Annotated in this window: 26 protein-coding genes; 4 read left to right on the plus strand and 22 right to left on the minus strand. The window is 60.1% G+C overall.

Translation table 11 applies throughout. The features are described 5' to 3' along the window. From NUU27_RS03220 to NUU27_RS03250, 7 genes are all read right to left on the minus strand, one after another. Complete coding sequence (locus NUU27_RS03220; RefSeq protein ID WP_257760613.1) at positions 1–1,296, minus strand: MSMEG_0569 family flavin-dependent oxidoreductase; 1,296 nt, start codon at positions 1,294–1,296, stop codon at positions 1–3. Continuing rightward, the gene (locus NUU27_RS03225; protein ID WP_257760614.1) at positions 1,293–1,580 is read right to left on the minus strand and encodes an MSMEG_0570 family nitrogen starvation response protein; all 288 of its coding nucleotides are present in this window, start codon (positions 1,578–1,580) and stop codon (positions 1,293–1,295) included. Before NUU27_RS03225 ends, NUU27_RS03220 begins: the two co-directional genes overlap by 4 nt. Then, positions 1,573–2,553, minus strand: a complete 981-nt coding sequence (locus NUU27_RS03230) for a sll0787 family AIR synthase-like protein (protein ID WP_257760615.1) — start codon at positions 2,551–2,553, stop codon at positions 1,573–1,575. Before NUU27_RS03230 ends, NUU27_RS03225 begins: the two co-directional genes overlap by 8 nt. Then, entirely contained in the window at positions 2,550–3,086 is a 537-nt protein-coding gene (locus NUU27_RS03235; protein WP_257760616.1) for an MSMEG_0567/Sll0786 family nitrogen starvation N-acetyltransferase, read from the minus strand. Before NUU27_RS03235 ends, NUU27_RS03230 begins: the two co-directional genes overlap by 4 nt. Before the next feature lie 10 nt (positions 3,087–3,096). Beyond that, positions 3,097–4,188 (minus strand): MSMEG_0568 family radical SAM protein, encoded by a 1,092-nt coding sequence (locus tag NUU27_RS03240; protein ID WP_374565425.1) that lies wholly within the window; start codon positions 4,186–4,188, stop codon positions 3,097–3,099. After that, the gene (locus NUU27_RS03245) at positions 4,181–5,182 is read right to left on the minus strand and encodes a Nit6803 family nitrilase (RefSeq protein ID WP_257760617.1); all 1,002 of its coding nucleotides are present in this window, start codon (positions 5,180–5,182) and stop codon (positions 4,181–4,183) included. Before NUU27_RS03245 ends, NUU27_RS03240 begins: the two co-directional genes overlap by 8 nt. A gap of 72 nt (positions 5,183–5,254) precedes the next feature. Then, positions 5,255–5,737, minus strand: coding sequence for an MSMEG_0572/Sll0783 family nitrogen starvation response protein (locus NUU27_RS03250; RefSeq protein ID WP_257760618.1), 483 nt, complete (start codon positions 5,735–5,737; stop codon positions 5,255–5,257). 242 nt (positions 5,738–5,979) lie between these two features. Here NUU27_RS03250 and NUU27_RS03255 point away from each other — a divergent pair, with 242 nt between their 5' ends. Beyond that, complete coding sequence (locus NUU27_RS03255; protein WP_257760619.1) at positions 5,980–7,347, plus strand: PLP-dependent aminotransferase family protein; 1,368 nt, start codon at positions 5,980–5,982, stop codon at positions 7,345–7,347. Between the two features lie 259 nt (positions 7,348–7,606). Continuing rightward, positions 7,607–8,314, plus strand: coding sequence for an alpha/beta fold hydrolase (locus NUU27_RS03260; RefSeq protein WP_257760620.1), 708 nt, complete (start codon positions 7,607–7,609; stop codon positions 8,312–8,314). 81 nt (positions 8,315–8,395) lie between these two features. Here NUU27_RS03260 and NUU27_RS03265 read toward each other — a convergent pair whose 3' ends face one another. The 5 genes from NUU27_RS03265 to NUU27_RS03285 all read right to left on the minus strand — a co-directional run bounded on the left by NUU27_RS03265 (position 8,396) and on the right by NUU27_RS03285 (position 14,018). Next, positions 8,396–9,481 (minus strand): ABC transporter ATP-binding protein, encoded by a 1,086-nt coding sequence (locus NUU27_RS03265; RefSeq protein ID WP_257760685.1) that lies wholly within the window; start codon positions 9,479–9,481, stop codon positions 8,396–8,398. Between the two features lie 2 nt (positions 9,482–9,483). Beyond that, entirely contained in the window at positions 9,484–10,401 is a 918-nt protein-coding gene (locus tag NUU27_RS03270; protein WP_257760621.1) for a carbohydrate ABC transporter permease, read from the minus strand. After that, positions 10,394–11,287, minus strand: a complete 894-nt coding sequence (locus NUU27_RS03275) for a carbohydrate ABC transporter permease (protein ID WP_257760622.1) — start codon at positions 11,285–11,287, stop codon at positions 10,394–10,396. The genes NUU27_RS03270 and NUU27_RS03275 overlap by 8 nt, the downstream gene beginning before the upstream one ends. Before the next feature lie 74 nt (positions 11,288–11,361). Then, on the minus strand, positions 11,362–12,609 hold the full coding sequence (locus NUU27_RS03280; RefSeq protein ID WP_374565468.1) for an ABC transporter substrate-binding protein: 1,248 nt from the start codon (positions 12,607–12,609) through the stop codon (positions 11,362–11,364). A gap of 215 nt (positions 12,610–12,824) precedes the next feature. Beyond that, on the minus strand, positions 12,825–14,018 hold the full coding sequence (locus NUU27_RS03285; RefSeq protein WP_257760624.1) for a CaiB/BaiF CoA-transferase family protein: 1,194 nt from the start codon (positions 14,016–14,018) through the stop codon (positions 12,825–12,827). A gap of 233 nt (positions 14,019–14,251) precedes the next feature. Between NUU27_RS03285 and NUU27_RS03290 the strand changes: the two genes are divergently transcribed. Beyond that, positions 14,252–15,943, plus strand: a complete 1,692-nt coding sequence (locus NUU27_RS03290; RefSeq protein ID WP_257760625.1) for a glycoside hydrolase family 3 protein — start codon at positions 14,252–14,254, stop codon at positions 15,941–15,943. A 104-nt stretch (positions 15,944–16,047) separates the two neighbouring features. Continuing rightward, entirely contained in the window at positions 16,048–16,953 is a 906-nt protein-coding gene (gene gcvA, locus NUU27_RS03295) for a transcriptional regulator GcvA (RefSeq protein ID WP_257760626.1), read from the plus strand. 135 nt (positions 16,954–17,088) lie between these two features. On the opposite strand, the gene NUU27_RS03300 is transcribed toward gcvA, so the two are convergent. The 10 genes from NUU27_RS03300 to NUU27_RS03345 form a co-directional block, all read right to left on the minus strand. Then, the gene (locus tag NUU27_RS03300; RefSeq protein ID WP_257760627.1) at positions 17,089–17,223 is read right to left on the minus strand and encodes a hypothetical protein; all 135 of its coding nucleotides are present in this window, start codon (positions 17,221–17,223) and stop codon (positions 17,089–17,091) included. A 459-nt stretch (positions 17,224–17,682) separates the two neighbouring features. After that, positions 17,683–18,318 carry a 3-oxo-tetronate 4-phosphate decarboxylase gene (gene otnC / locus NUU27_RS03305; RefSeq protein WP_374565470.1) on the minus strand — a complete coding sequence of 212 codons (636 nt, stop codon included), beginning with the start codon at positions 18,316–18,318 and terminating at the stop codon, positions 17,683–17,685. Positions 18,319–18,320: 2 nt separating this feature from the next. Further along, entirely contained in the window at positions 18,321–19,592 is a 1,272-nt protein-coding gene (otnK, locus tag NUU27_RS03310) for a 3-oxo-tetronate kinase (RefSeq protein ID WP_257760686.1), read from the minus strand. A gap of 2 nt (positions 19,593–19,594) precedes the next feature. Beyond that, on the minus strand, positions 19,595–20,278 hold the full coding sequence (locus NUU27_RS03315) for an aspartate/glutamate racemase family protein (RefSeq protein ID WP_257760629.1): 684 nt from the start codon (positions 20,276–20,278) through the stop codon (positions 19,595–19,597). Further along, the gene (locus NUU27_RS03320; RefSeq protein WP_257760630.1) at positions 20,275–21,000 is read right to left on the minus strand and encodes a substrate-binding domain-containing protein; all 726 of its coding nucleotides are present in this window, start codon (positions 20,998–21,000) and stop codon (positions 20,275–20,277) included. The genes NUU27_RS03315 and NUU27_RS03320 overlap by 4 nt, the downstream gene beginning before the upstream one ends. Positions 21,001–21,002: 2 nt before the next feature. After that, the gene (locus NUU27_RS03325; RefSeq protein ID WP_257760631.1) at positions 21,003–22,286 is read right to left on the minus strand and encodes an alpha-hydroxy acid oxidase; all 1,284 of its coding nucleotides are present in this window, start codon (positions 22,284–22,286) and stop codon (positions 21,003–21,005) included. Continuing rightward, positions 22,283–23,122 carry an NAD(P)-dependent oxidoreductase gene (locus NUU27_RS03330; protein ID WP_257760632.1) on the minus strand — a complete coding sequence of 280 codons (840 nt, stop codon included), beginning with the start codon at positions 23,120–23,122 and terminating at the stop codon, positions 22,283–22,285. Before NUU27_RS03330 ends, NUU27_RS03325 begins: the two co-directional genes overlap by 4 nt. 43 nt (positions 23,123–23,165) lie before the next feature. Further along, positions 23,166–24,443, minus strand: a complete 1,278-nt coding sequence (locus NUU27_RS03335; RefSeq protein WP_257760633.1) for a TRAP transporter large permease — start codon at positions 24,441–24,443, stop codon at positions 23,166–23,168. A 35-nt stretch (positions 24,444–24,478) separates the two neighbouring features. Further along, positions 24,479–25,012, minus strand: coding sequence for a TRAP transporter small permease (locus NUU27_RS03340; protein WP_257760634.1), 534 nt, complete (start codon positions 25,010–25,012; stop codon positions 24,479–24,481). Positions 25,013–25,087: 75 nt separating this feature from the next. After that, on the minus strand, positions 25,088–26,122 hold the full coding sequence (locus NUU27_RS03345) for a TRAP transporter substrate-binding protein (protein ID WP_257760635.1): 1,035 nt from the start codon (positions 26,120–26,122) through the stop codon (positions 25,088–25,090). Positions 26,123–26,307: the final 185 nt, after the last annotated feature.

Here is a 26,307-nt window from a genome sequence, read left to right on the forward strand (position 1 = left end):
TCATTCGGCCGCGACCGCAGATCCGTTGCTCAGGCTCTGCGCGATGGCCTCGGCCAGATAGCTGCTATCCTCCTCGATCCCCAGGAAACGGCCTGAACCCCATGTGTTCAGCCAACCAAGTCCGATGAAATAGAGGCCGGGCTCCGAGGTGATGCCTCGATCAAAGACCGGCTTGCCCCTTTCATCGAAGACGTCAGCCTGGAGCCAACTGTAGTCCGGCCGGAAGCCGATGGCCCAGATGACCGATGTGATCCCCAGTTCGGCTGCATCGATTTCGGTGATCTCGCACTCAGGCTCCCATAGCTTCTCGAAAGGCGGCGCGGGGGGTACATCGATCCCCATGCGCTCGATATAGGCGTCGATCTGCTCGCAGATACGAACATAGCTGGCGTCGGCATCATCCAAATTCTTCTTCAGGTCGGGCAGGAATTCCACCCTGCGGCCATCCATGTTGGCGAGCGAACCGTATAGCGAGACGCCGCTTTCCACGTGCCAGCGGCGAAGATCGATTTCCTTGCCCCCGTCCCGGCCGGACATATAGTGATTGGTCTGCGTCAGCGCCTTGATCGGATCGGGGTGCTCGGCAATCGTGATGTCGTAGTGGCCGGCATCGTTGAGCCAGTCCGTTGCATCGCGGCCGCGATATTTGCGCGGGCTGCGCGGGGCCGGCCCCACGGCCAGATGCACCTTGCGCCCGGCGCGCACGAAATCCTCCATGATCTGCACGCCGGACTGGCCTGTGCCCACGATCAGGGTCGCGCCTGACGGCAGCTGCTCGGGATTCCGATAGGACACCGAATGCAACTGCATGATCGAGGGATCGAGCTTTTTTGCATATCCCGGCTCGATCGGATCGTCATAGCCACCCGTGGCCACCACCACCTGGTCACAGGTCCATATACCGGCCGAGGTTTCCACCAGATACCCGCCCTGAGCGCGGGGCGAGACCCTGTTCACCGCAACATGTTCGACGATATTGGGCGCAAACGTCGCCGCGAAGGCATCCAGATAGTCGATGATTTCGTCGCGCAACATGAACCCATGCGGATCGGTGCCGCCGAACTGCTTGTCATAATGAAAGTCGGGCAGCCGGCATTGCCAATTCGGGGTCACCAGGCAAAAGCTGTCCCAGCGATTGACGCGCCAGGAATGGAACTTCTCATGGCGTTCGAACACCACGTATCGGATGTTCTTCTTTTCGAGATTGTAAGCGACCGACAGGCCGGCCTGCCCGCCGCCGACGATCACCACGGGGATGTGCGCAATCACTATCTCATTCATGGCCCGGTCCTTCATCTGGAAATCGACAGGCAGGTGACTTCGGCATCGGCCTGTTGCGCAAACTGAGCCCCTCGCAACTCGATCCGCAGCAACTGGTCCATGGCAGAGCTACACGCAAAGCCGTACTTGCGTTCAACCCGGTCGGACGCACTGTTGAGTGCCGATCTGGCGCGCTGCAGAAACTCGGGCAAGGGATAGGTCGTACCCGGGGTAAACCATTCGGTTATGACACTGGAAGGCGAGTAGCAGCGCTCCTCCTCGCCATCCGGCCAACGCAGTGTCCAGTACATTTCAGGCATGTTGCACGCTCTTGAGCGGGAGGTTGAGGTAGGGAGCCCTCGCATGATCCCAGAACAGGCTCGCCGCTTCGCCCGCACGAAGCCTGACACTGGACCCAGCGACGATTTCTCCAATCGGGCCTGCCCAGATGTCGTGCGCTTGGAACCGGGTACTCACGGCCTCGACCCGGTGTGGGGGAACCGCGAGCAAATATCCGAAACTGGGGAAGGTCCGCAGCCAGCGCTCAACGCCGACGCCAGACGGTGGTGCGAGCCGGTCTATAGCAATGTCGATGCCGACGCCCGAGCATTCAGCCAGCATCAAGGCAGTGCCAACGATGCCACCCTGGCTGATGTCCTTTCCGGCGCACACCAACTGCAATTCCGAAAGCGTCGGCAAAATCTCGAGGTTGGCCTTGAGCTGCGTTGGGCTGCGTGAACCTGCAGCGAAGAAATTGTCATAGTTCCGGTAGTCACCCTGCATGTCGGCGGCCATGACAAGAATGTCGCCGGGGCGAGCCGCAAAGCTGGAGATGAGCGCCCTGGCGCGCCCCAGGATTGACACGGCCAGATTACGCTCTGCCGCCGCAAAGTTCGTGTGCCCGCCCAAGATCGGCACATCATAGGCCGCCGCCGCATCGCGTAGGCCTTCCAACAGCGGCTGAGCCGAAACTGCATTCGGCGCCCACACCTGGTCAAGGACGCCAATTGCGCGTCCGCCCATTGCGGCGATGTCGGACAGATTGACCATAACGCCACACCAGCCAGCGAACCAGGGGTCGTCGTTGACGAAGGCCGGAATGAACCCTTCCCCTGCAAAGAGGTCGAACGTGCCGTCGTCCCGGGGCAGCACCGCAGCGTCATCGCCTGGCTGCCCTGCGCTGTTCGCTCCGATACCCAGCAGGTTGGTAGCGGCACCGATAGCGAGCTTTGATCGGATGGAGGGGTGCTCGCGCAGGTTCCGCACCAGCTGATCGAGGGTGGCTGGGCTCATGCCGCCCTCTTGGGTCTGAAATACCAACCCGTATCCGGGTTTGCGATGGGCGGATATTTCGTCAGGTCAGCCGACATGCGCAGGTGCGGGACACCATGATGAACTTCTTCCTGAACGCCGTGCCAGTGCAGCCTGCGGAACAGGGGGATGTTCTGCATCTGCACATGAGCCAGGAAAGTGTGGCAGCCACGCGCATTGGCGGTGCTGACGGCAAGGCGAATGAGCTCCGCACCCAGCCTGCCAACCCGGCGATAGCCGCTGTCCACGGCCAGCCGCGATCCCCACCAGAGGCCGGGTTCCTCCTGATGAATGCGCACGGTGCCCACCACATGATCAGGTTCATGGGCGAGCGTGGAGAGCGCGACCAGATGGGTCGCGATCAGGTCGATATCGTCGCGGTCGTCGCCGCGAAAGATTGCCTGCTCGTCGACAAAAACGCGGCGGCGCAATTCCGCGGCACCGCTCGCCTCCCACCGGGTGGATGCGGCGCGAATGAAGTAGCCAGGAGAGTGGAAGTGAACCAATTCGGACATCTCGAGACCCCTAGAGCTTTTCGTAGGTGGACAGGGCGGAACACGCTCCGCACCTGCCGCAGCCGGCCTTGATGTCGGCGGACCTGATGCCCGCCTTGACGATCATCTCGCCCAAGGGCCGTAGAATGGACGCCATGAAGCCCGCGCTGGGGGCGGGATGGCTTTCAAGCGGCGTGCCCGAAATCGGCACGAAGGGCACCACGAAGGGATAAACGCCCATGGTGCAGAGCTTTTGGGAGATATCGAGAATGGCTTCGGCGGTGTCGCCCAGCCCGGCCAGGATATAGGTGGAAACCTGCCCGCGGCCAAACACGCGCACCGCTGCCTCGAAGGAATCGAAGTATTTTTCGAGCGGAACGCTGGCCTTGCCCGGCATGATGCGCTGACGCACCTCCGGTGTCACAGCTTCCAGATGCATGCCGAGCGCATCGATCCCGGCATCGGCCATGCGCTGATGCCAAGCATCGTCGTCCGGAGGCTCGCACTGGCCCTGGATGGGAATATTGACCGCTGCCTTGATGGCGCGAGCGCTCTCGGCCAGGACCGCCGCCCCGCGATCCGAACCGGCCGGCGTACCCGTGGTCATCACCATATGCTCGATGCCGTCGAGTTCCACTGCGGCCCTGGCTACTTCTGCCAACTGCTCGGGCGTCTTATGAGCGATGGTCCGCCCGGCGGCCAGGCTCTGACCAATGGCGCAGAACTGGCAGGTCTTCTTGCGGCTCTCATAGCGGATACAGGTCTGCAAAACCGTCGTGGCCAGCACGTTGCGCGAATGCAGCGTAGCGATGTGGCTGTAGGGAATACCGTCGGCTGTCTTGAGATCGTAAAATCGTGGCCGGCCGGGGAAGCTGACCCGCGCAACCTCGACACCGTCGCGTGTGATCCGCGAAGAGCCATCTTGGGCAGGCGCTTCGACCAGAAATGGACTTTCGAAGGCCGGTGCGGTGTGAACAGGCACCATGACGGTGGTAGCGCCGATCGTGACCGCCTTGTGATCGGACGGGCCAGCGCCGCCGCGGCGGCTTTCGTGGCCGGCTCGCGGGTCGACCAGGCGCATGCCGCGCGTCTGCAACTCGCTGATGAGGTCCGGGCTAGACATTCTCCAACTCCTCTGCAACCGCCTCGGTGGCCGGTTCGCGATCGGCGCCGTTGTCGCCGAAGTCTCCGATCGCCTGGCGCAGCACCGCGGGGCGGGTATCGTGAACCAAGTGCAGCAGTTCGGGCCGTGCATAATGGCCCACGCTATCCATCATCCGCTTGCGCTTGGCGATCAGCTTCATGTCGAGATCGGCAATCAGGATGCCCTCACCCTGGGTGAGCGGCTCGGCCAGATGGCGCCCCTCGGGCGAAATGATGCAGGTCATGCAGCCATCGCTGACGGCCCTTTGCAGCGCCGGGTCTGGATGAATGGACGCGATCTGTTCGGGGGTTAGCCAGCCTGTTGCATTGACCACGAAACATCCCGATTCCAGCGCATGATGGCGCATGGTCACCTCGATTTGCTCCCCGAAGATCGGCCCGACCAGGCTGCCGGGAAACTGCGCGGCGTGAATCTCTTCATGCTGGGTCATCAACGCATAGCGGGCCAGGGGGTTGTAATGCTCCCAGCAGGCCAGTGCGCCGACGCGGCCGACCTTGGTCGCCACGACCTTGAGGCCCGCGCCGTCGCCCTGCCCCCAGACCATCCGCTCGTGATAGGTCGGCGTGATCTTCCGGCGCTTAAGCGCCAGGGTACCATCGGCGTCGAAGATCAGTTGGGTGTTGTAAAGCGAACCATGATCACGTTCGTTGACGCCGAGGACAATGACCGCGCCGCTGCGCTGAGCCGCCTCGGCTACTGCGCGTGTCTCCGCTGAAGGCACGACGACGGCTTGCCTGGCGAGGTCAAGGTGCGCAGCACCCTGCTGGACAGGAGGCAGGACGAAGGAAAAGTAGGGATAATACGGGACGAACGTCTCGGGAAAGACAATGAACTGCGCGCCCTTCCCCGCCGCCTCGGCGATGGCGTTGAGGACGCGCTCCATGGTTCCGGCTCGACCGGTCAGGTCAGGGGCAATCTGAACTGCGGCCGCTCGTATCACATCGCTGCGCATGAACTCTGCCTGCTCCTAGACTGTTCGAAGTAATGACAGGGCCACGCAGTGCGGGCCCTGCGTGAGAGTGGATCAGACCGTCCAGGTATCTATGATGACGGCGTTCGCCTTTTTGTGCAGCAGGATGCAGTCGAGCACATCCTGGGGTGCGATCGGGGTGATCCCGGGAAGCAGCGAAGGCTCCCCGTGTCCATACAATGCTTGCAGCGCAAAACGGCACGCATAGACCTTGCCGCCTTCGTTCATGAATTTCTTGAGATTTGCGGCAAAGTTCTGGTGACCCGGAAAGGCTTCGTCACCCAAGGTCGGGAAGCCGCGCTGAATGCCGAGCGTGACACCGGGCCCGTACAGCAGGATCGATGTCTCATAGCCCTTGCGATTGAGACGGATGGCATTGAGGATGTTCACCAGGCCGATCGACCCCTCGAAGGCAACTGTGTGGAACGTCACGAGCGCCTTTTCGCCCTCTGCCGCCTTAACGTCCTCAAAGACCTTCTGCTCATAATCGACAAAGAAGTCGCCGTCCTTGTGCACTGGATGGGAAACCGTAGGCATGTTTTGTTCTCCGAGTTCCTGAATATGCAAAGGCATAGGTGCGGAGAATTGTATGGGTCAATAGGCAGTTCAATATGCATACAATAATTTTCAAATGATAGCAGGAAATGGTCGATATGTGAGCGCTTTGATGATTCTGTAACCCCAGAAATGCGCATTTCTTGTGCTGAAATCGATGCTGGCAATAGCTGAAGAAATCCATACATTATGCAACATTATGTTCGATTCACCGGAAACCTCACATGCAAGAGTGGACCCCCAGACTGCGTAACGATGGCACCCCCCGCTATCTGATGATCGCCGAAGCCATTGCCGAGGACATCAAGAATGGCTTGTTGAAGCCTGGCATGCGGCTGCCCCCGCAACGACAGCTTGCCGCAAAACTCAGGATCGACTTCACCACTGTGTCGCGTGGCTATACCGAGGCGCAGGCGAAAGGCCTCGTCAGGAGCCAGGTCGGCCGCGGAACCTTCATCGCTGCTGGCGCGGCCTCGACCATACTGACGGATCCGGACCGCGCGGCCGGTGAAGAGCTCGTAATGAACATGCCACCCGAGCCAACCGACCCTATCCTGATCGAGAAGATGCGCGATGGCCTGCAATACGTTGCAGCCAACCTGATTCCGCTCCTCCGCTACCAGTCGGCCATTGGCGCCGAAAAGGACAGGATCGAGGCCTCCAGCTGGCTTTCGTTGCGGGGCCTGATGGCCAAGCTCGAACGCATCGCCGTCACTCCCGGAGCCCATGCGACCATGACGGCCATTCTCGCCATGACGGTGGAGCGACAGGAGACTGTCCTGTGCGAGAAGATCACATATCCCGGCATTCGCAGCATTGCGCAGCGCCTCAATGTCAATCTGGTCGGGGTCGACATGGACGGGGAAGGGATCCTCCCCGGCGCGTTGGAGGAAGCGATCCGACGCCACCGGCCGCGCATGCTCTATCTTAATCCGACCCTGCAAAATCCGACCACGATAACCATCCCCACCAAGCGGCGCCTGGAGATCTCGCAGATCATCAGCGAGCACCGGGTCCAGCTCATTGAGGACGATGCGTATGGATTCGTGCCTGACAGGGCCCCGGCGCCGATTGCCGTCTCCGCGCCCGACCTGACCTGGTACATTGGCGGGCTCGCAAAATGCATCGGGGCGGGCTTGCGTCTGGCCTACACAGTCGCCCCGTCGGCCAAGCACGCGCTGGCGCTGGAAGAGGCATTGCGGGCATTGACGGTGATGCCATCAGCAATACCGATGGCTCTCGCAACGCGCTGGATCGAAGACGGAACCGCGGATCTCGTGCGACGGTTCATCCGCAAGGAGACAGCCATTCGGCAGGAGATTGCCGCCCAAGCACTGCGCGGCCTGGATTTCCGGTCAGCCGACAACGCGTTCAATGTGTGGCTTCGCCTGCCGCCGGGGGGCAGCCGGGCAGATATCATGGCGAAGATGGCCGGTCGGCACATCGGTATCATTCCTTCCGACGCGTTTACCGTGGGCGGAACGCCGGACGAATATGTCCGATTGTGTCTGGGCGGGTCGATCGGTCGCGCCGAGCTTCAGGCCGGGCTCGCCTATCTGGCGCATCTGCTCTTGCCAGACCCCGATTTCTGATTCCTCCAATGCCGCCATCGCCGTGCGGTGACTGGCATTTTGGTGAAATAGACCGAACGTAAGGCCAGGGGTCGAACATGGAGTTTCAGCCTGGGCAAGAGCAGGAGCTGATGTCGGCGGCCTGACACGCGGTAGCGGCAGGCCTGGTCCGTCGGGTCGGCCGGTTGGTTAGCGCGGGCGAAACTTTTCGTGCCGTTCAGAACCACCATACAGCCGGTATGCTTGTCCCGCCTGTCGCAGGGATAATGGAGACCGCCAAATGACCACACTTGTAACTATTCCAGGCATTATGTCGGACGCCCGCACCTGGGCGCCCACTGCCGATACCATTCGCGCTCGCGTCGAGGCAGTGCACGTTGCCGACACCAGCCAGGACAATATGCTGACGGAAATGGCGCGGCGGGCGCTCGACGCGACCGAGGGCGAGCTGATCGTGCTGGCGCACTCCATGGGTGGCCGCGTGGCGATGGAAATGGGCCGCTTGGCACCGGAGCGGATGCGGGCCATGGTGCTGTCCAGCACCGGCCACGAAGGCCCGAGCGAAGACGAGGAACCCAAGCGGCTGGCGCGGATTGCTGAAGGCAATGCGGACATGGCTGCCTATGCCCGAAACTGGGTTCCGAAGGTGCTCAGCAAGGACAATGCGCGCAATGAGAGCCTGGTGGAGCACATTCGCCAGATGGTCGAGGACTGCCCCGCCGAGGTCCATGAGCGACAGAACCGCGCCTTGCTGTCGCGCCCGGACGCATCGCGCTATCTGGGCGATTTCGACTTTCCGGTGCTCCTGATGACCGGCAGCGAAGATCACCTGTCCACGCCGGCGGCGCATGGCCAGATCGCCGCGCTCATTCCGGATGCGGAATCCATCGTGATCGAGGGAGCCGGCCATCTCCTACCGTTCGAGCAACCCCAGAAGGCAACCCAGGCCATCGTCGAATGGCTGGAGCGCCGCAACCTCCTCGCCTGATCAACCATAGGCTTCCGAAGACAAAAAATGAGGGGCTCCAGGCGGGGCCCCTTTCTCTATGTCCATGGAAAGCAAGAGTGGTTAGATGCGCAGCTCTTCCTGCATGTCAAAGATCGACGCCCGCGCCGGATCGAAGCCGGCAATAATGGTATCGCCGACCCGGACCTTGGCCTGACCGTCGACCAACAGGCGGAATGGCGTGCCCTCAAGCGATGACCAGATCAGGGTGAGTCCGCCCATGGGCTCGACCAGTTCCGCCTTGACCTCAAAAGACACCGGCGCGTTGCTCGCGGCATCCGCAAACAAGACATGTTCGGGACGGATACCGAACCAAACTTCGCCTTCGAAGTCGCTTCGCGTGAATGAGTAGTCGTTGAGGGAGAAATCCAGCTGCCCCAGCTTCACACGGGCTTCACCATCATGCCGCAGGCTGCCCTTGATAAAGTTCATCGATGGCGAACCGATGAAATCGGCGACGTATTTGTTCACCGGGCGGTTGTAGATCTCGTCCGGGCTGGAGAGTTGCATAACTACCCCGCCCTTCATGATCGCGATCCGGTCGGCCAGCGTCATGGCCTCGACCTGGTCATGCGTCACATAGATCATGGTGTTTTGCAGCGATTGATGCAGCCTCTTGATTTCAACACGTAGGTCCGCCCGCAGTTTGGCATCGAGATTTGACAGCGGCTCATCGAAGAGGAACACATCGACATCGCGCACCAGGGCGCGCCCGATAGCGACGCGCTGCCGCTGCCCGCCTGACAGGGCCGACGGCTTGCGCTTGAGCAGCGGTTCAATCTGCAGGATTTCGGCCGCGTGGCTGATGCGTCGCTTGATTTCGTCCTTGGGCACCCTGGCATTGGCCAGGCCGAAGCTCAGATTGCCTTCCACCGTCATCTGCGGATAGAGCGCGTAGGACTGGAACACCATGCCGATGCCGCGCTGGGACGGTTCGGCCCAGGTCACGTTCTGTCCGTTGATGTAGATGCTGCCATCGGTCGGCTCGAGCAGCCCGGCGATGCAGTTGAGCAAGGTCGACTTGCCGCAGCCGGACGAGCCGAGCAGCACCAGAAACTCGCCCTTGCCGATATCAAGGTTTAGATTGCGAAGGACAGGCACGTTTCCGAAGTCGAGCTTCAGATCCTTGATGGAAACACTCGGTTGCATGGTCATCCTTTCACGGCGCCGGCCGCGATGCCGCGCACGAAGAGCTTGCCTGAGAAGAAGTAGATCGCCAGGGGCACAACACCTGACAGCAGGGTGGCCGCCATGTTGACGTTGTATTCCTTCACACCGGTCACCGAGTTGACGATGTTGTTGAGCTGCACGGTCATCGGATAGCTTTCCGGCCGGGTGAAAATCACGCCGAACAGAAAGTCGTTCCAGATCGCCGTTGACTGCAGGATCACCGCCACGACGAAGATCGGCAGCGCCATGGGCACCATGATCTTGAAGTAGATGCGCCAGAACCCGGCGCCATCCACGCGCGCCGCTTTGAACAGCTCCTCCGGCACGGAGGAGAAATAGTTGCGGAACAACAGGGTCAGAATCGGCATGCCGAAGATGGTATGGACCAGCACCAGGCCCGCCAGGTCCCCGTAAAGCCCGATTTCGCGCAGCAGGATGACCATGGGATAGATCATGACCTGATAGGGGATGAACGCCCCAATGATCAGGATGGTGAAGAAGATGTTTGCGCCCTTGAAGCGCCACATGGCCAGAGCGTAGCCGTTGACCGAGGCGACCGCGATGGAAAAGATCACTGAAGGAACGGTGATCTTGATCGAGTTGAGAAACCCGCGCGACAGGCCTTCGCAATTAAGGCCCGTGCACACGCTCGACCAGGCCTTGACCCAAGGCTCGAAGGTGATCTCGAGCGGCGGGGCGAAAATGTTGCCCAGCCTGACCTCCGGCATGCCTTTTAGCGAGGTCACCACCATCACGTAAATGGGCAGCAGATAGTAGATCGCCAGCACCGCCAACGTACCGTAGATCATGATATTGCGGCGCGACAGGACGGGGCGCGGTCTGCCCCCCCGGGCCTCGGCGAAGACGCCATGCCGCTCGACGACGACGGCTTCAGACATGCTTCTTGCCTCCGAATTCGAGATAGGCCCAGGGAATGATCACGAAGATCACGGCGACGAGCATCATGGTGGATGCGGCAAAGCCCTGAGCCAGGTTCTGCGACACGAACATGGCGTCGAACACGAACTTGGCGGGCACTTCCGACGCCAGGCCCGGTCCGCCGCCGGTCTGGGCGATCACCAGGTCGTAGAGCTTGATGATGCCGGAGGTGATCAGCACCAGCGTGGTCACGAAGACCGGGCGCATCATCGGGATGACGACGCGCAGATAGGTCTTCCAGGCGGGGATGCCATCGATCCGCGTGGCCTTCCAGATGTCTTCGTCAATACCGCGCAGGCCAGCCAGCATCAGGCACATGACCAGCCCGCTGCCATGCCAAAGGCCGGCGATGAGCACGCCGTAGAGCACAATATTGGCATCGTAGAGCGGGTCGAAGGTGAACCCTTCGAAACCGAGATTGCGGATTGCAGCCTGGATGCCGAATTCGGCATTGAGCAGCCACTGCCAGACGAGACCCGTGACGATGAAGCTGAGGGCATAAGGATAAAGGAAGATGGTGCGGAAGCCGTCTTCGAAGCGGATCTTCTGGTCGATAAGCGCGGCCAGCAGGAAACCCAGAACAAGCGAAAGGACGAGCATCAGGCTGCCATAGATCGCCAGATTCTCGATCGAAATGATCCAGCGCCGTGTCGCCCACAGCCGCTCATACTGAGCGAGCCCAACCCAGTCGGCCTTGGGCAGCAGACGCGAGTTGGTGAACGAGTAGGCGATCGTCCATGCCGAGAACCCGACGAATACGACGAGCGCCGTCAGAATCATCGGAATAGCGGCGATCTTGGCGCTTAAGTTCTTCAGTAGCCCAGTCGGTTTATCGCTCCGCGACATCCTTGCATCCCCGAATTTTTGTGTGATGAGCGACCGTGTGCGGCGCATGAGCACGCCGCACAGGGCATTCGGCATTAGTCGGCGGTCGCGATGATTTCGGCGAACTCGGCCTGGGCCCGTGCTGCCTCGAAGGACGGATCGGCGAAGAATTCAACCATCAGGTCGGTGACCCGCGCCACCGTGTCGGGCGAGACCAGCGTGTTGATGCTCTCCACGATGTGCCCCTGCTTGAGGATGTCCATGCCCTTTTCCATACAGGGCGTGGCATCGACCAGTTCCACATCGCCACGCACGGGCAGCGCCCCCTTGGCTGCCGTAAAGGCGACCTGCGTTTCGGGAGAGACGATCACGTTGGCCAGAACGTCCTGCGCGGCCACGATCTTGGGGTTGTCCACCTTAGGGAAGTAGAAGGCGTCCCCGGCGGCGGTGATGTATTCGTGTTCACCGAGACCTGGCAGGCAGCTATAGTCTTCTCCGGCGACCATGCCCGCCTGAGTGAACTCGCCCTGCACCCAGTCACCCATGATCTGTCCGGCCGCGCTACCGCCGACAAGCATTTGTGCTGCCAGGTTCCATTCCTGGACATTGCCACCTTCCATCAGGGTGCGCGCTTGGGCCGCCGCTTCGAAGACCTTGGCCACGTCCGGGCCAGCGGCATACTCGGCATCCAGATCGTCATAGACCTTGAGGAACAGCTCAGGGCCGCCGATGCCGACCATCAGGACATTGAAGGTCAGCTGCAACTGCCAAGCCTGGCGCCCCTGCGCCAGCGGGACAATTCCCGCTTCACGCAGCTTGGGTCCGGCCGCTACGAACTCGGCCCAGTTCTGCGGAACGGCAAGCCCATTGTCCTCGAACACGGCGTTGTTCAGCCATAGCCATTGCTGGGAGTGGATATTGGACGGCACGCAATAGAGCCGCCCTTCAAAGGTGCAACTTTCGAGCAGCGACTGGGGGAAGATCTTCTCCTTCCATCCGGCCGTCTCGGCAAGCTCGGTCACATCGCGCATGAAGCCGGCTTCGATAAGCTCGACCATGGCCGCGCTGTGCGTGAACTGGGTTGCGCCCATCGGGTCGCCCCCGGTGATGCGACTGGTGATCAATGGACGGGCGACACCGCCGGCACCGGCGATGGCGCCGTCTATCCAGGTATTGCCGCTTTGCGAATAGGCGTCGGCAATCACCTTGATGGCCGCAGCTTCCGCGCCGGACGTCCACCAATGCGTCACTTCCAGTTCCGCCGCCAGGCCAGGCTGACACAGGCCGATTACCGTGGCGCCGAGCAATGTAAGCTTGGACAGTTTCAAGTGGAGCACTCCCATCTCTTGGTTTGGCCACGCCTTGGCGCGGTTCCGCTCACAGTCCTGCGGCCTCCCCACTGCAAGAACCGAACGGATGACAATGATCCTCTGGAATGGGCGCATCAGCGTCAACGGAGCCGAAATTGGGACCTGGCTAACATTTTGTACGCCGCGATCAGGCCGATCCCGTTCCAGGAGAGTCCCCGGGAGCGGACGCCGGCCGTCGAACAATGATCTCAAGCGACGATGCCGCGTGCCCGCATCGCGGCGATCTCGGCCGCCGGATAGCCCAGGCTGGCCAGGATCTCGTCGGTCTGGGCGCCCAATGGCTGTGGTGGCGTCTCCAGTGAGGGACCGGCCTCGGACATCGTGAAGCCTGCCAGCGTGCTGGTCATGCCGGCCACTGTTCCAGCCTCGCCGGCGAAGCGGTGGAACACCCGCCGGCTCTCCATCTGCGGATCGTTGACGGCCTCGTCGAAGCGGCGGATTCTGGCGCAGGGCACGCCCTGGGCCTGCAGGGCGTCTTCCCAGTAGGCCGCGGGCCGATGGAGGAAGGCCGACCGGAGCACCGCCGCCTCCTCCTCATGCGCATCCAGCCGCTCGTTGTTGTTGGCCTTGATCATGTCCGGGCGGCCCAAAAAGCTCCAAAGCCGCCTTTGCTGGCGCAGATTGGAGGCGGACACCATCATCGGGGCATCGCTGGCGTGGTAAAGACCGATCGTGGCAAACGGATAGGCATTCCCTTTCATGCCCGGCGCCTTGCCGGACCAGAAATAGGCCGCCGCGTGGGACGTTGCGAACATCATGGCCACGTCGAGCATGGAAACGTCGATGGCGACCCCCATTCCGCCATTGCGCTCGCGCTGCAAAAGGGCCGCGGCTATTGCGTAGGCCGTGGTGGTTCCAGCGGCGTAATCCATGATGGGTGCACCGCATTTGAAGGGCTTTGCCGGGTCGTCCCCCGTCATCGCCATGAAGCCGGAAAAGGCTTGGATGATATTGTCATAGCCGCGCAATTCCCGCCGCGGGCCGGTCGCTCCAAAGGCCGATAGCGAACAAAAGATCAGTCCCGGATTGCGCTGCTTTAGATCGTCGTAACCAAGACCAAGACTTTCGAATGCGCCAGGGCGATAGTTCTCGATGAACACATCAGCGGTGGTCAGCAAGCGCAGCATCGCCTCGCGGCCTTCCTCGGTCTTGAGATCGAGCGCGATGCTGGACTTGTTCGATCCCTGCGCCAGGAAGGCCGTACCCATGCCCTGGTCATTCATCGTCCGGTCCGGGCCTTGAAAACGTGCCTGGTCGGGCGCGTTGGGATCCTCGACCTTGATGACTTCCGCACCAAGCGTGGCTAGCTGGAACGCTGCGAACGGTCCAGCCAGGACGTGTGTCGTATCAATGATCCTGTAGCCCTGAAAAGCCTTCTTCATCTCGTTTTCCGCTGATCGATTGGCCATGAGCCGGACATGCGCGAGACGTTCAAGTCGGGTGCGAACCGGTCGTTGCCATTTTCGAGCCAGGACCGATTTCGATCAACGCGATGCCCAGCCCCAAGAAGTTAGAGCCGGCCTGAGCGATCATGCGCAGACCGACCGCGCGCGTGCGTATAGTTTGGGCAGAATGTCCATTGAGGCCCGGATTGAAACCCGGTCGGAGCTTTGCCATGCCCGTCAAACCGCCATTGTCCGATGCGCAGTTGAGTGGCGCACCATTCCACCTCGGTCGGGCCGCTCTGGAATGGGTCAAGATCGCCTTCGGCGCGATGTCGCAGGAGCAGAAGCTCGCGCAGATTCTGCTTCCCATGACCCGCGATCTGTCGGATGGCGCAGTTGATGTCCTGGTGGACCGGGGCCTCGGGGGCATCCATCGGTTCCCCAGCTATTCGGAAGCCGAGCTGCGCCGATCGGCCGAAAGAAGCATGGCGAGGTCGGTTGTCCCACCCTTGCTGAGCGCGGATATCGAGATGTCCGAGAAAGCCAGCGTCAAATGTGGAACCAGCCATCCCAACCAGATGGCCGTGGCGGCCACGGGCGATCCGGCAGCTGCTTACCGCATGGGCGCCATTGCGGCCCGGGAAGCGCGCTATCTGGGCTTCAGCGTCAGTTGGACACCCGTAGCGGACCTGGCGCTCAACTTCCGTTCCAATGCCGTCAATACCAGAACCTTCTCGGCCAGCGTCGACCAGACGATCGCCTGCATGTCCGCCTATATCGAGGGCATGCACGACAACGGTCTGGCCAGCTGCGTCAAACACTTCCCGGGCGATGGCCTGGACGAACGCGACCAGCACTACGTCACGACCGGCAATTCCATGCTGATGGATGAATGGTGGAACAGTTTCGGTCGCATCTACAAGGCCGCGATCGAAAAGGACGTGCGCCTGATCATGGCCGGCCATATCTGCCTTCCCGACCATGACCGTCAGCGGCGGGACGGAACCGCCGATGCCCTTGCGCACCCGGCCTCGCTCAATGCCGGCTTGCTGCAGGGTCTATTGCGCACCGAACTGGGCTACAATGGCGTGATCGTCTCGGACGCGACGGGTATGGTGGGATTTACGTCGCAGGGGAAACGAGCTGATCTGGTGCCCCTGTGCATCGAGAGCGGCTGTGATATCCTGCTGTTCCCCCGTGACATAGAAGAGGATCTTGGACATCTGCGCGCAGGTCTGGCGTCGGGCGCGCTCAGCCAGAAGCGGCTCAACGAGGCGGTGGCACGCATCCTGGCGCTCAAGGCCTCGCTGGGACTGCACCTCAACTCTACCCTGCTTTCGGATGCGGAACGCAAGCAGATGCTGGGAACCGAGGAGCATCGGCTATGGGCCCAGCAGACCTGCCGGCGCGCCGTGACCTTGGTGAGGGACTGCCAGAACCTGCTGCCGCTATCCCCGGATCGCCATCGCCGTATCCTCCTGGCCGAAATCCGTGACCGGAGAAGCCCCTCCTCCACGCTACCGGACCTGCAGGTGGCCCAGATGCTCGAGGCACGCGGCTTCAAGATCACGCGCGTGGTACCCGGCGAGCCGATCAACGTGACCGACCAGGATATCGGTCTTTACCTGTCTGCCGAAGAGGGCTTGTCGGGCAAGGAATATCTCGGGCCTAACTGGGAGCGGCTGCATGGACCTTTTCCGCTCACCATGCAGCGCATGTGGCAGGAACTTCCCACGCTCTATGTCTCGCTGGGCTCCCCGTTTCTTTTGTTTCACATGCCGGACTGCCCCACTTATATCAATGCATACAGCCCGGTTCTGCCAATGCAAGAGGCCTTGGTGGAGGCACTTTGTGGGGACATTCCATTTCGCGGACGAAGCCCTGTCGACCCGACCGGCGGCTTGTCCACCATCGCGGGATAGCGCTCGTGATTGCCCGGACTATGTGCAAGATATATCGTCGGGGAGCCTGCGCAGATCGGGACCGCTATACATCTGGCCGAGGGCCCAGCATTCGGGACTGTTGAATGACCGCCACGCCAACGCGTCTGCTTCCGCCGATGAACCCGCTTAAGGCATTCGAAGCCGCGGCCCGGCACAGGAGCCTGACCGTGGCTGCGGATGAATTGAACGTCAGTCAAGTCGCCGTCAGCCGGCAGGTCCGGGTCTTGGAGGACTATCTGGGGGTCACTCTGTTCCGCCGCCAAAACCGCGGAATCGAACTGACCCGGGAAGGCGTTGTTCTGTTTGAAGGCATCGCAAAGGGGTTCCAGGACATCGAAGCGGCAACCCGGCGCGTATCACGTCGCGGACAGAGGAACATTCTCGCGATCCAATCTTATGTCACGTTTTCGCACCGCTGGTTGATGCCGCGGCTGCACGACTTTCATGACGCCTATCCGCGTATCGAGGTGAGACTGTCTTCTTCGCCCGATATCGCCGATTTCGAGACTGGCAATCTCGATGCAGCCATTCGAGGTGGTGACGGCCAGTGGCCGGATCTGCACGCGGAAAAGTTGGCCGACATGGAGCTGATCCCGGTGTGCTCGCCCGCTTTTCTGGTGAACCATTCAGTAGCCCATGTCGATCAGCTCGAGAACCTGCGACTACTCTGCTCTGCGGCCCGACCCAATGACTGGCCGAGTTGGCTGAAGTCCGCAGGTGCATCATTTGAGCCCAGAAACAAGTTGGTTTTCGAGAACAGTTCGCTGGCTTGCGAAGGGGCGCTAATGGATCTGGGTATTGCCATCGCCAATCGTCACTTTGTGCGACGTCAGCTCAATGCTGGAACTCTGGTTTCGCCGCTGGACCATGGTTGTCGCACCGGTGAAAGCTATTATCTAACCTGGCCGAAAGGGCGTTCACCTTCCCGACCGCTCCTTAATTTTCTCGATTGGATACGGACCCAAATCGCCGAAGCAACTGAAGAGTAGTGGAGGCCACGGAACGGAAAGGGCGTACACTTCCGGCAGACAGTGGTGGAAAGGAGGGGAGCCTGTTGCGGCCGGAAAACTCCAGCGCCAGCCGAGGGCGCGTTGGGGATATTCGCGTGTCCGGCGCGTATATCCTCACAGTTCCAGTTTCTCTTCCAATGTTGCCAGCAGTTCGGCGTGTTTGCGCGGGTTGGACTGCTTCAGCTTGCGAATGTTCTCTAGCTTCCATTTCACGGCGGGCAGGTATCGCGGCGACAAGTTTGCTGCCATAGAGTTCCGCAGGCGCCAGGATCGGCAGCCTTAGGGTACGCTTGAATTCATCCGCCGCCGATGCGAAGAGTTCGGCCCCTTGCGTGGGGAGAAGCGTGCCTCGGCCGACCGGGTTGACCTCTACCTTGACCTCGGAAAGACCCCGGCGCACAAAGAGCTTGATATCGCCAGTGCCGGTCGATGCTTCCGGCTCAACGCAGTAAGTCCACCTACGCCGCCATAAGCCGAGAGAACAATCGGAGCCTGTAGCGTATTTCCGGTAGGTGTGTGGATTGGCGGTAGCGGTCCCCGGATTCGATACCCTAACGCTGTATCTCCTACGCTGGAGCACGCCAGCGCGCCGTAAGGCCGGAAAACTCTAGCGCCAGCCGAAGGTGCATCCGGTAGCGCTTCAGTTGCCGTCTGAGTTGACCATCTGAACGACTATGCAAAATCAGCGCAACTTGCTGAGGTCGTTTCTTACGATCCGAACACCGCTTGGAGCTCATCTACCTCTTCGCAACGAAGAAGGGACACCGGCCGGCTGCCGAGGGCGAAGAAGACTTTGGCTGTTTCCTCCAACTCCTCACACGCATGAACCGCTTCAGCCAAAGATGCTCCCGCAATCACTGGACCATGGTTTGCAAGCAACATCGCTTTGTGCCCGCTCGCGGTCCTGCGGACGGCATCCGCCAGCCGGATATCGCCAGGTCGGAAGTATGGAACCAGCGGAAGCCGTCCCACACGCATGACCTGATAGGCTGTCAGGGGGGGTAGCACGTTGTCTTTGTCCTGATGGCAAAGACAAGATAGCGCTACGGAATAAGTCGAATGAAGATGGACAATAGCCTTTGCGGCGGGGCGTTGCTCGTAGACGGCGATATGAAAGAAGGACTCCTTTGAAGGCAGGTCACCGGCAAGGACACTGCCATCTTGCGAAAGTTTGGATATCCGCTCAGGCGATAAGGCCCCCAGAGACGAGTTGGTCGGAGTGATGAGGATCGCCCCATCACCGAGCCGAACGGAAAGATTGCCAGCGCTTCCATGAGCCAGACCGCGTTCATAGAGAAGCGCGCCATAGCGGACCATTTCTTTTCGCAGATGCTCTTCTTCCAACGTCATCCTTGCCCCCTCATCCGCTCCAGTGCTTTTGTAAAGAATTGCTCCGATCCAAAATTTCCAGACTTCAACGCGAGCCCGACTGTACGGCTCTCATTGATCAAGATGGGCACGCCAGGATCGATCTCAGGGCCAATTTCCAAGGCGCCCAGATTGAGAGCCCGAGCCACCGCGCCGGAGGTCTCTCCACCTGCCACGATCAACCGCCGGGTTCCGCCATCGACAAGCGCGCATGCTAGCGAGGCGAATAACTGATCGAGCTTCAAGGCGACGTTCTCTCGGCCCCATTTTGCCTGAGCCGCAGAAACGGCCTCTGGCTCGCTGGACGAGTACACGAGTGGAGCACGACCTTCATTTGACTTCAGAAATTGAAGGAGAGCTGCAGCATCGACTTCACCTGTCATCACTGACTCGACATCGATTGCCAGCGCGGGGTGCGATCTGGAATGGTAGGCAATCTGCTTGCGGGTGACCGCCGAACAACTACCGGACAGGATCGCCTCCGGCCCGTCGATTCCATGAAAGCAATAATGCTCCTTAACCCCTTCCCGGCGCGAAACCAAGTTGGAGGAAAGTCCGGCCGCCAACGCCGACCCCCCTGTGACGAGGGGAGCGCCGACACATGCCCTGGCGATGATTTCCAGATCCTCATCGCTGACAGCGTCAACGATGACCAGCTTTTCACCCTGCCGAGCCGCCTTTTCGAGTGCGATCCGGAGCAATTCTTCTCCCGAACGCACCACCTGCAGGCTCGCCAATCCCACCGGTGCCTTGCTCTGGAGGGAAAGCCATCTGCGAATGTCGGCATCCGGCATCGGTGTCAACGGATGGTTTTCCATCCCTGACTGATTGAGCAGTCGGTCACCGACGAAGAGATGGCCCTGGTAGACAGTGCGCCCCAGTTTGGGAAAGGTCGGGCAGACGACCACCCCGTGAACCCCAAGCTCATCCGCCAGCGCTTCGCCAACCGGGCCAATGTTGCCCTCCGGTGAGGAATCGAAGGTGGAGCAATACTTGAAGTAAACCTGCTCGCAACCTTGGCGTCTCAACCATTCAAAGGCTTCCAGTGATTGACGAACGGCCTCTCTTGGTTCGATGGAACGAGACTTCAATGAAATTACGCCCGCCTCGATGCCGATCGGGGCGTCCACCCCTGGCACTTCCATGAACTGCGCGACACGCAATCCTCCGAGAGAAGACGCTCCCCTGGCGATCGCATTCGATATGTCGCTTGCACCGGTGAAGTCGTCAGCGATAACCCCGAGAAGCATCGTCACTTCACCTCGTCGCGGCCAGCTGCACCTGTCACCATCCGTCTCATCTGCTCGACCGCCGCCCCTGGCGCGGAGAGGACCGGCACCTCGACCATCTGCTCAACCGCCGCCTGGGCGCGCGAAGTGGAGAAATGAGCCAGCATGATCACATCGTGATCTTTGAATTCAGCTGCGCGTGCGGCAATCCGGTTGTTGTGACCTTCTACGTCGCCCGCCCGCAGCCGGTCCATCGCCCCGTCAACGACAATCGTATCGACCCTCGCGGTCGTTCCCGTCTCCTTGACGAACAGGTCGAACTCGTCCGTCATGGTCATCACGGACGGAGCGAAAGTCGCCAACATTCCGACGTTGCGTCCGTATTTGAGCGCGGTCCGGAACATGGCTTCGTTCGGCTTAAGAACCGGAACAGGGAGTTCCGCGGCCATTCGATCGATCGCTGTCCCGAAAGCGGAGCAGGTCACAAGAATACCGTCCGCACCTATTCGGTGCGCATAGCGGCCAAAGTCGACAAAGCGCTCGATGAGGCTGGGAGTCAGCTCAGCGTCCTTGGCGCGATCGATCGTGAGCCCGTCGTCGAGCAGGTTGACCATCTCCGCTTCCGGCCACCGTTGAAGGAAGGCGTTGCGGATAGGCTCCATGGCAACCGGTGTAGCATGGAGCAAGACGATGCGATGCTTGCTCATGCAACCATCCCCGATGCCGAGACTCTGGAGACGAGACCTCCGTTGCGGTAAGCAATATCGGCTTCCGGGGAGCAAAGCGCTTCCACAAATGCGCGCGCGTCTGCCGGATTCTTCGCATCGACAAAAACAGCGACAGAGAAGTTCGTCGTCACTTGCACCTCGGGCGGGAATGGCCCCAGGATATCCACGCCATCCACCGTCATGAGCTCGCTTATCTGCTGTATGGCCAATTCAGCCTCACCGCTCACCACCTTATGGGCGGTAAAACCAGCCGGAATGGTCACCGCACGGGCTTCGACGATCTCTGCTATCCCCAGTTCGGCTATCATCTTCCGAAAGTAGATCCCGCTAGCCCCTGCCTGCGAGAAGGCCACGCCTTTTGCATTGCACAGCATCTGCTTGAAGCTGGCGAGGGTCGAAATATCGTATCGCGCGGCACCTTCCTTCACCGCGACACCCAACACCGCTTGCGCGATCGGTCTGCGCGTTTCGGCGACCAGAACGCCATCAGCGACGAGACGATCGATTGAATCATCAATTGCAAGCAGGACATCGGCCCGCCGACCATCACCGACGTCACGTTCCAGTACCGTGGTCGGACCCCACTTCATATCCAGGTGGAGGCCCGACCTGGATTGAAATTCAGGAATGATCCAGCGGTTGAGCGCGACCTCGACGGCAAGGGCGCTCATGACAGAGAGTCCAGAGGTGGCTGATTGCATCGTTATTCTCCTTGATGGGCCGGTTCTTTGCGAGCAGTGAAGGGGATCGGTCGCACCATCTCGGACGAGATTTCAGATAGGCTGCGAAGGCCCAGGAGAGCCATGTCCCTGTCGATTTCTTGCGAAAGCAGGTGCATGGCGTGGAGGATTCCCTCCCGACCCGCAACAACTGCCGCATACAGAAATGACCTGCCGAGAAAGACGAAGTCTGCCCCTAGAGCCAGCGCCTTCAGAACGTCGGTGCCGCGCCGAATTCCTCCGTCAAGCATCACGGACAGTGATCCAGCCTCGGCCACTATTTCGGGAAGAACGAGCAGAGGCGCTACCGAATAGTCGAGCTGACGCCCGCCATGATTTGATACGATCACCCCGTCGACGCCAATGGCCTTTGCCGCCTTCGCGTCTGAGGCGGAAAGAATTCCCTTCACGACGAGCTTTCCCTCCCAGCGATCACGGATAAAGTCGATGTGCTCCCAAGCAAGCTGATCTCTACTGTTCATGTTGCGCACGAAACTCTGCGACATCATGGGAGGCCCTCGGTGAGCATCCATGTTCTCGAAATGCGGAACACCATGTCTGAGGAAGGTTTGCGCCACCGTCCCAAGAAGCCATCCGGGATGCAGTGCACTATCGAGCGCAACACGCGGTGTGATGCGAAGCGGCATCCCAAAGCCGCTGCGCTCGTTATGTTCACGGTTTCCCGGCACAGGCGTGTCGGCTGTAACAACGAGCGTCTGAAAGCCGGCTGCGGCAACACGGTCGATCATCGCGGCAATGCGCGCCTTGTCACCTGCAAGATATGCCTGAAACCAGGCATCCGGATTTTGCCGGGCCACGTCCTCCAGCTTTATCAGAGAAGAGGCGCTCAAAATTGCTGGAACGTTGGTCCGTCCTGCAGCGTCTGCCAGGGCAAGGTCAGCGCGATAGGCCACCATCGCCGCCCCACCGAGCGGCGCCACACCGAAGGGCGATGAGTAGCTCTTACCGAAGAGACTTGTGGTTTGGTGACGCGTCGAGACGTTCATCAGCGTGCGCGGAACAAGCGAGAGCTGAGCAAACGCATCTCTGGCTCCACGCATCGCAGAACCCGTCTCGGCCGCACCGGAAACATAACCATAGATCATATGCGGCAGGCGGCGCTTGCAGGTACGTTCGAAATCATCAAGCGCGAGATACCGGCGCAAACGACGCGGAATGTTCTTCTCCGGTCGCGCCACCGAAGCCTCTATCGCCTCTATGGACTGTTCAGGTGCAGGTGATGCGGAGGTAACGGCTTCCAAGTTCATCGACCTTCTTCAATTTCCGCAACCACAGCGGCTTCCTTGTCGTCGGGATGCGGAAAGCCGACATAGCTTCCCCCCTGGTAGATGACGGCTCGATCACAAGGGTCTTGTACCGGCTCTCGAGCAAACAGCTCTTCTCGCCACTGCTCGGCGCTGTCCCTGGGCGCCCAGCCCAGGAATGCGGCTTCGCCGTTGTCCCACCAACTTTCCGCATTGGCGGAGACACCGTATACGGCGCTGTTCCCAAGACTCGGCACAGCGAGGGCTCGTTCAATGAGCGCAAACGTATCGGCGGCGCTGACCCAGGTGGCCAGCATGCGCCGGTCTTCCGGCGCAGCCCGAAAGGAACCGATCCGTATCGACAACGTCTCGATGCCGAACTTGTCGTGGTAAAGACTGGCGAGGCTCTCGCCGAAGCATTTCGTCGCTGCGTACAACGTGTCCGGCCGAAACGGGACCGATACCTGTAGCCTCTGGGTCCGCGGATAAAACCCCATCACATGGTTTGTGCTGGCGTAGATTACCCGCGCCCGCCCGTTTGCTCTTACGGCTTCATAAAGATTATAGACACCCGTGATGTTGGCCGGGAGGAGCCTTGACCAACTGTCTTCCACCGGAATGCCGGACAGGTGGATGACGGCATCGCAGTCCCTTGCCAGTTCGATGAACAGATCCAGATCGGTCAGATCGGCAGCAACAAATTCCTCGTGAGTCTCGTGATCCGTGAGCGGCTTGATGTCCGTCAACCGAACGTGTTCAGCCAACTGGCCCAGATACGGGCGAAGCGCGGTCCCAAGCGAGCCGGCAGCGCCGGTCAAGAGTATCCGGTTGTGTTTCATCAGTGGCATCTCCGCGATAGTCGGAACAGGGGCAGGAGGACCCCTAGTTCAGCATGAGGTTGGGCAGCAGCAGCGACAGCTCGGGCACAAATGTCACGATCATGAGCACGGTGATGAGAACGGCCAGGAACGGCAGGTTTACATAGGCGATCCTGTCGACATTCACGCCGGTGATCGCTGAGGCGATGTAGAGGTTGAGGCCCAGAGGCGGCGTTAGCAGGCCAAGCGTCAGATTGATCGAGACGATGACGCCGAAATGAACCGGATCGATCCCAAGGCCGACGACGATGGGTAGAAAGATCGGCACCACTATGATGATTGCAGCCAACGTCTCCATCACGCAGCCGAGCAGCAGGAGCCCGATATTGATCAGCAGCAGGACGACGTATTTGTTCTCGCTGATCGACAGGAGAAACTGAGCCAGCGCCTGCGGCAGAAGCTCGACCGTGAAGATCCAAGAAAGGACATTCGACATCGCGAGGATCGATAGGGCCGAGGCCGTGATCAAACCGCTTTCCAGCATGATGGCTGGAAGATGACGCCACTTGAGCTGCCGATACACGAACATTCCAAGACCAAAGGCGTAGACGCACGCGACCGCAGCGGCCTCCGTCGGAGTGAACAATCCCGTGTAGATCCCGGCGATGATGATGAACGGGAGTCCCATGGGGCCTATCCCATCCACGAATGCTTGCGCCATCCTCTTGAACGAGGCGCGCGGCTGCGGATCAACGTCGAACTTGAACGTCATGAAATACACGAGGATCATCAGTCCGATCCCCATAAGAAGGCCCGGCACAATGCCCGCCAGGAACAGGTTGCCGATGGAAGTTGACGCCACAACGCCATAAATGACCAGAGGAATGCTCGGCGGGACGATCGGACCGATGACCGAAGACGAGATGGTGACGGCGGTGGCGAAATCGACGGGATAGCGGCCCTTCTTCATCATCTCGATTTCAATGGGACCCAATGCCGAGACATCGGCAGTGGCCGATCCGCTGATGCCCGAAAAGAACATGCTTGCGACAATGTTGACCTGAGCAAGTCCGCCGCGAACGTGACCGACGAGGACCACGGCAAGGTCGATGAGACGGTGCAGGGTGCCGCCTGCCGCCATCAGCTTGCCGGCCAGGATGAACATTGGCACCGCCATGATGACGAATTGGTCGAGCCCCACGAACATGCGCTGCAGGACCATGACCTGGGACATGTCGGCGGACCAGAAGTAGAAGCAAGAGACCACCGCCAATACGAAGAAGATTGGCATCCCCATCGCCAGGTAAATCAAGAATAGGAAGATTGCGATCGCTCCGGTCATGACGGCGCTGTCCTTCAGAATAAAATCGCGAAGCTTTAATCGGCGCGCGGGGATTGATCGAATTGAGCGAAGGTAAGATCCAGCTGATCGCTCCGCCCATGCAGGTTCGCGATCAGTGAAGTCACCAGGAACAAGACCGACAGGGCAAACCCTGTGTACAGACCCAGGTAGACGAAGATGATGGGAAGTCCGAGGATCGGAGAGAGCTGGTAAGTGCTATAGAGATGGCCGATCAACGGAAGGCTCACCTTCAAAAGGAACCCGGACACGAACAGCATCGAGACTTTCGTGACGAACACCGCCGCTTTCGCCACGGACCGCGGCAAAAGAAAAAGCAAGATCTCCGACCCTGAAAGCAGGCCCTTGCGTAAGGCGAGCGCGAATCCGACCCCAATGGTCCAGATCTGCATGTAGCGAGCAAGTTCTTCGAACCAGGGAACGGAAATCCCGGTGTTGCGGCTGACCACCGCGCCCACAATCGAGATGACCATGATTGCGAAGGCAAGGATCATCACCTTCACGGCAATGTATTCCGCTATCCCCGCCACCGTCGCCGACAATCGTAACATTCACGCCCCCTGTTGCCGCGATGCAGCATGGCTTTCAGGTCGGAGGGGCTTTGCCGCCCCTCCGACTTGACCAACTCAATCTTCGACCAGGGTCACGATTTCCTCGCGCAGTTCGGCCACCCAAGGCTCCATCTGGGAAACGTACTTCTGCGAGACAGGGGCCGTCAGATCCTTGAACGGCTTCAGATCCTCGACATGGGTGTAGTTCACACCCGCCTCCTGAAGCAACTGGAGCGATTTCGCCTCTTCTGCCACCGCGACCTCGTTTGCCGCATCGCCCGCCACATCCGCCGCTTTCAACACGATTTCCTGGTAATTCTTCGGCAGCTTTTCAAAAGCTTTCTTGCTGAAGACCATAGCCGCAGCGTTGTTGACGACCGGAATGTCCGAGATGTACTTTGCCTGTTCCTGGAATTTCATGGTGTACAGGTTTGTGTAGAAGTTCTCCACACCATCCACCGCCCCCAATTGAAGGGCGCCATACACCTCCGAAAATGCCATCGATGTAACGTTGGCGCCGAGCGCCGTGTAAGCATCGACATGCGCAGGAACCCCCATTGTGCGCACCTTCAGGCCCGCCAGATCCTCGGGAGTCTCGATCGGACGCTTCGAATTCATCGGATAACGAAACGTGGGCAGGAAGTGCTTGGCGACAACAAGGTCTTTTTCAGACGCGACGTCCTTAAGCTTTTCCATCCCGGGAAGCTCGAATGACGCAATCATGTGCTCCGGGCTTTCGAAAATGAAAGGAAGATTGAACACGTCATAGGCTGGCACGAAGGTGGCGAGCGGCCCCAGCGCCGGGATCGTCGATTCTATCGTTCCGACCTGAAGCGCCTCAAGAACCTCACGCTCCCAGCCTAGCTGGCTCGAATGGAATATGTGGATCTTGAAATGACCTCCGGTTTTCTCCTCGACATATTCTTTGAAGGCAACGGCAGCGGTCTGGTAGATCGAGTTCGGGTCCGTCGTGTGCGATAGCTTCCAGACCACGTCGGGGTTTTCCTGCGCCTCAGCCGGCATTGCCATCAGACCTGCCGCCGCGAAGACACCGGCCATCAAGCTCATAACGGCACGACGGCCGCACTTTTCCTCCAACAAACTTCCCATTTCTTCCTCCTCCCTCGGAAGGACAAGCCCAATCCTCGTCCTTCACTGCGCCATGCGCAGACTCTGCTCCCCTTGCTGTCGATCAAGTCACAAGATCCAGCGTATTGGAGGTACGCCACTGTTGATAATATTGTCAACAATTTTTTTCACATTCTCTTCGACAATGCGCGACCTTTGGAGATTCC

The sequence above is a fragment of the Nitratireductor sp. ZSWI3 genome (assembly GCF_024655565.1).
GTDB lineage: Bacteria > Pseudomonadota > Alphaproteobacteria > Rhizobiales > Rhizobiaceae > Nitratireductor.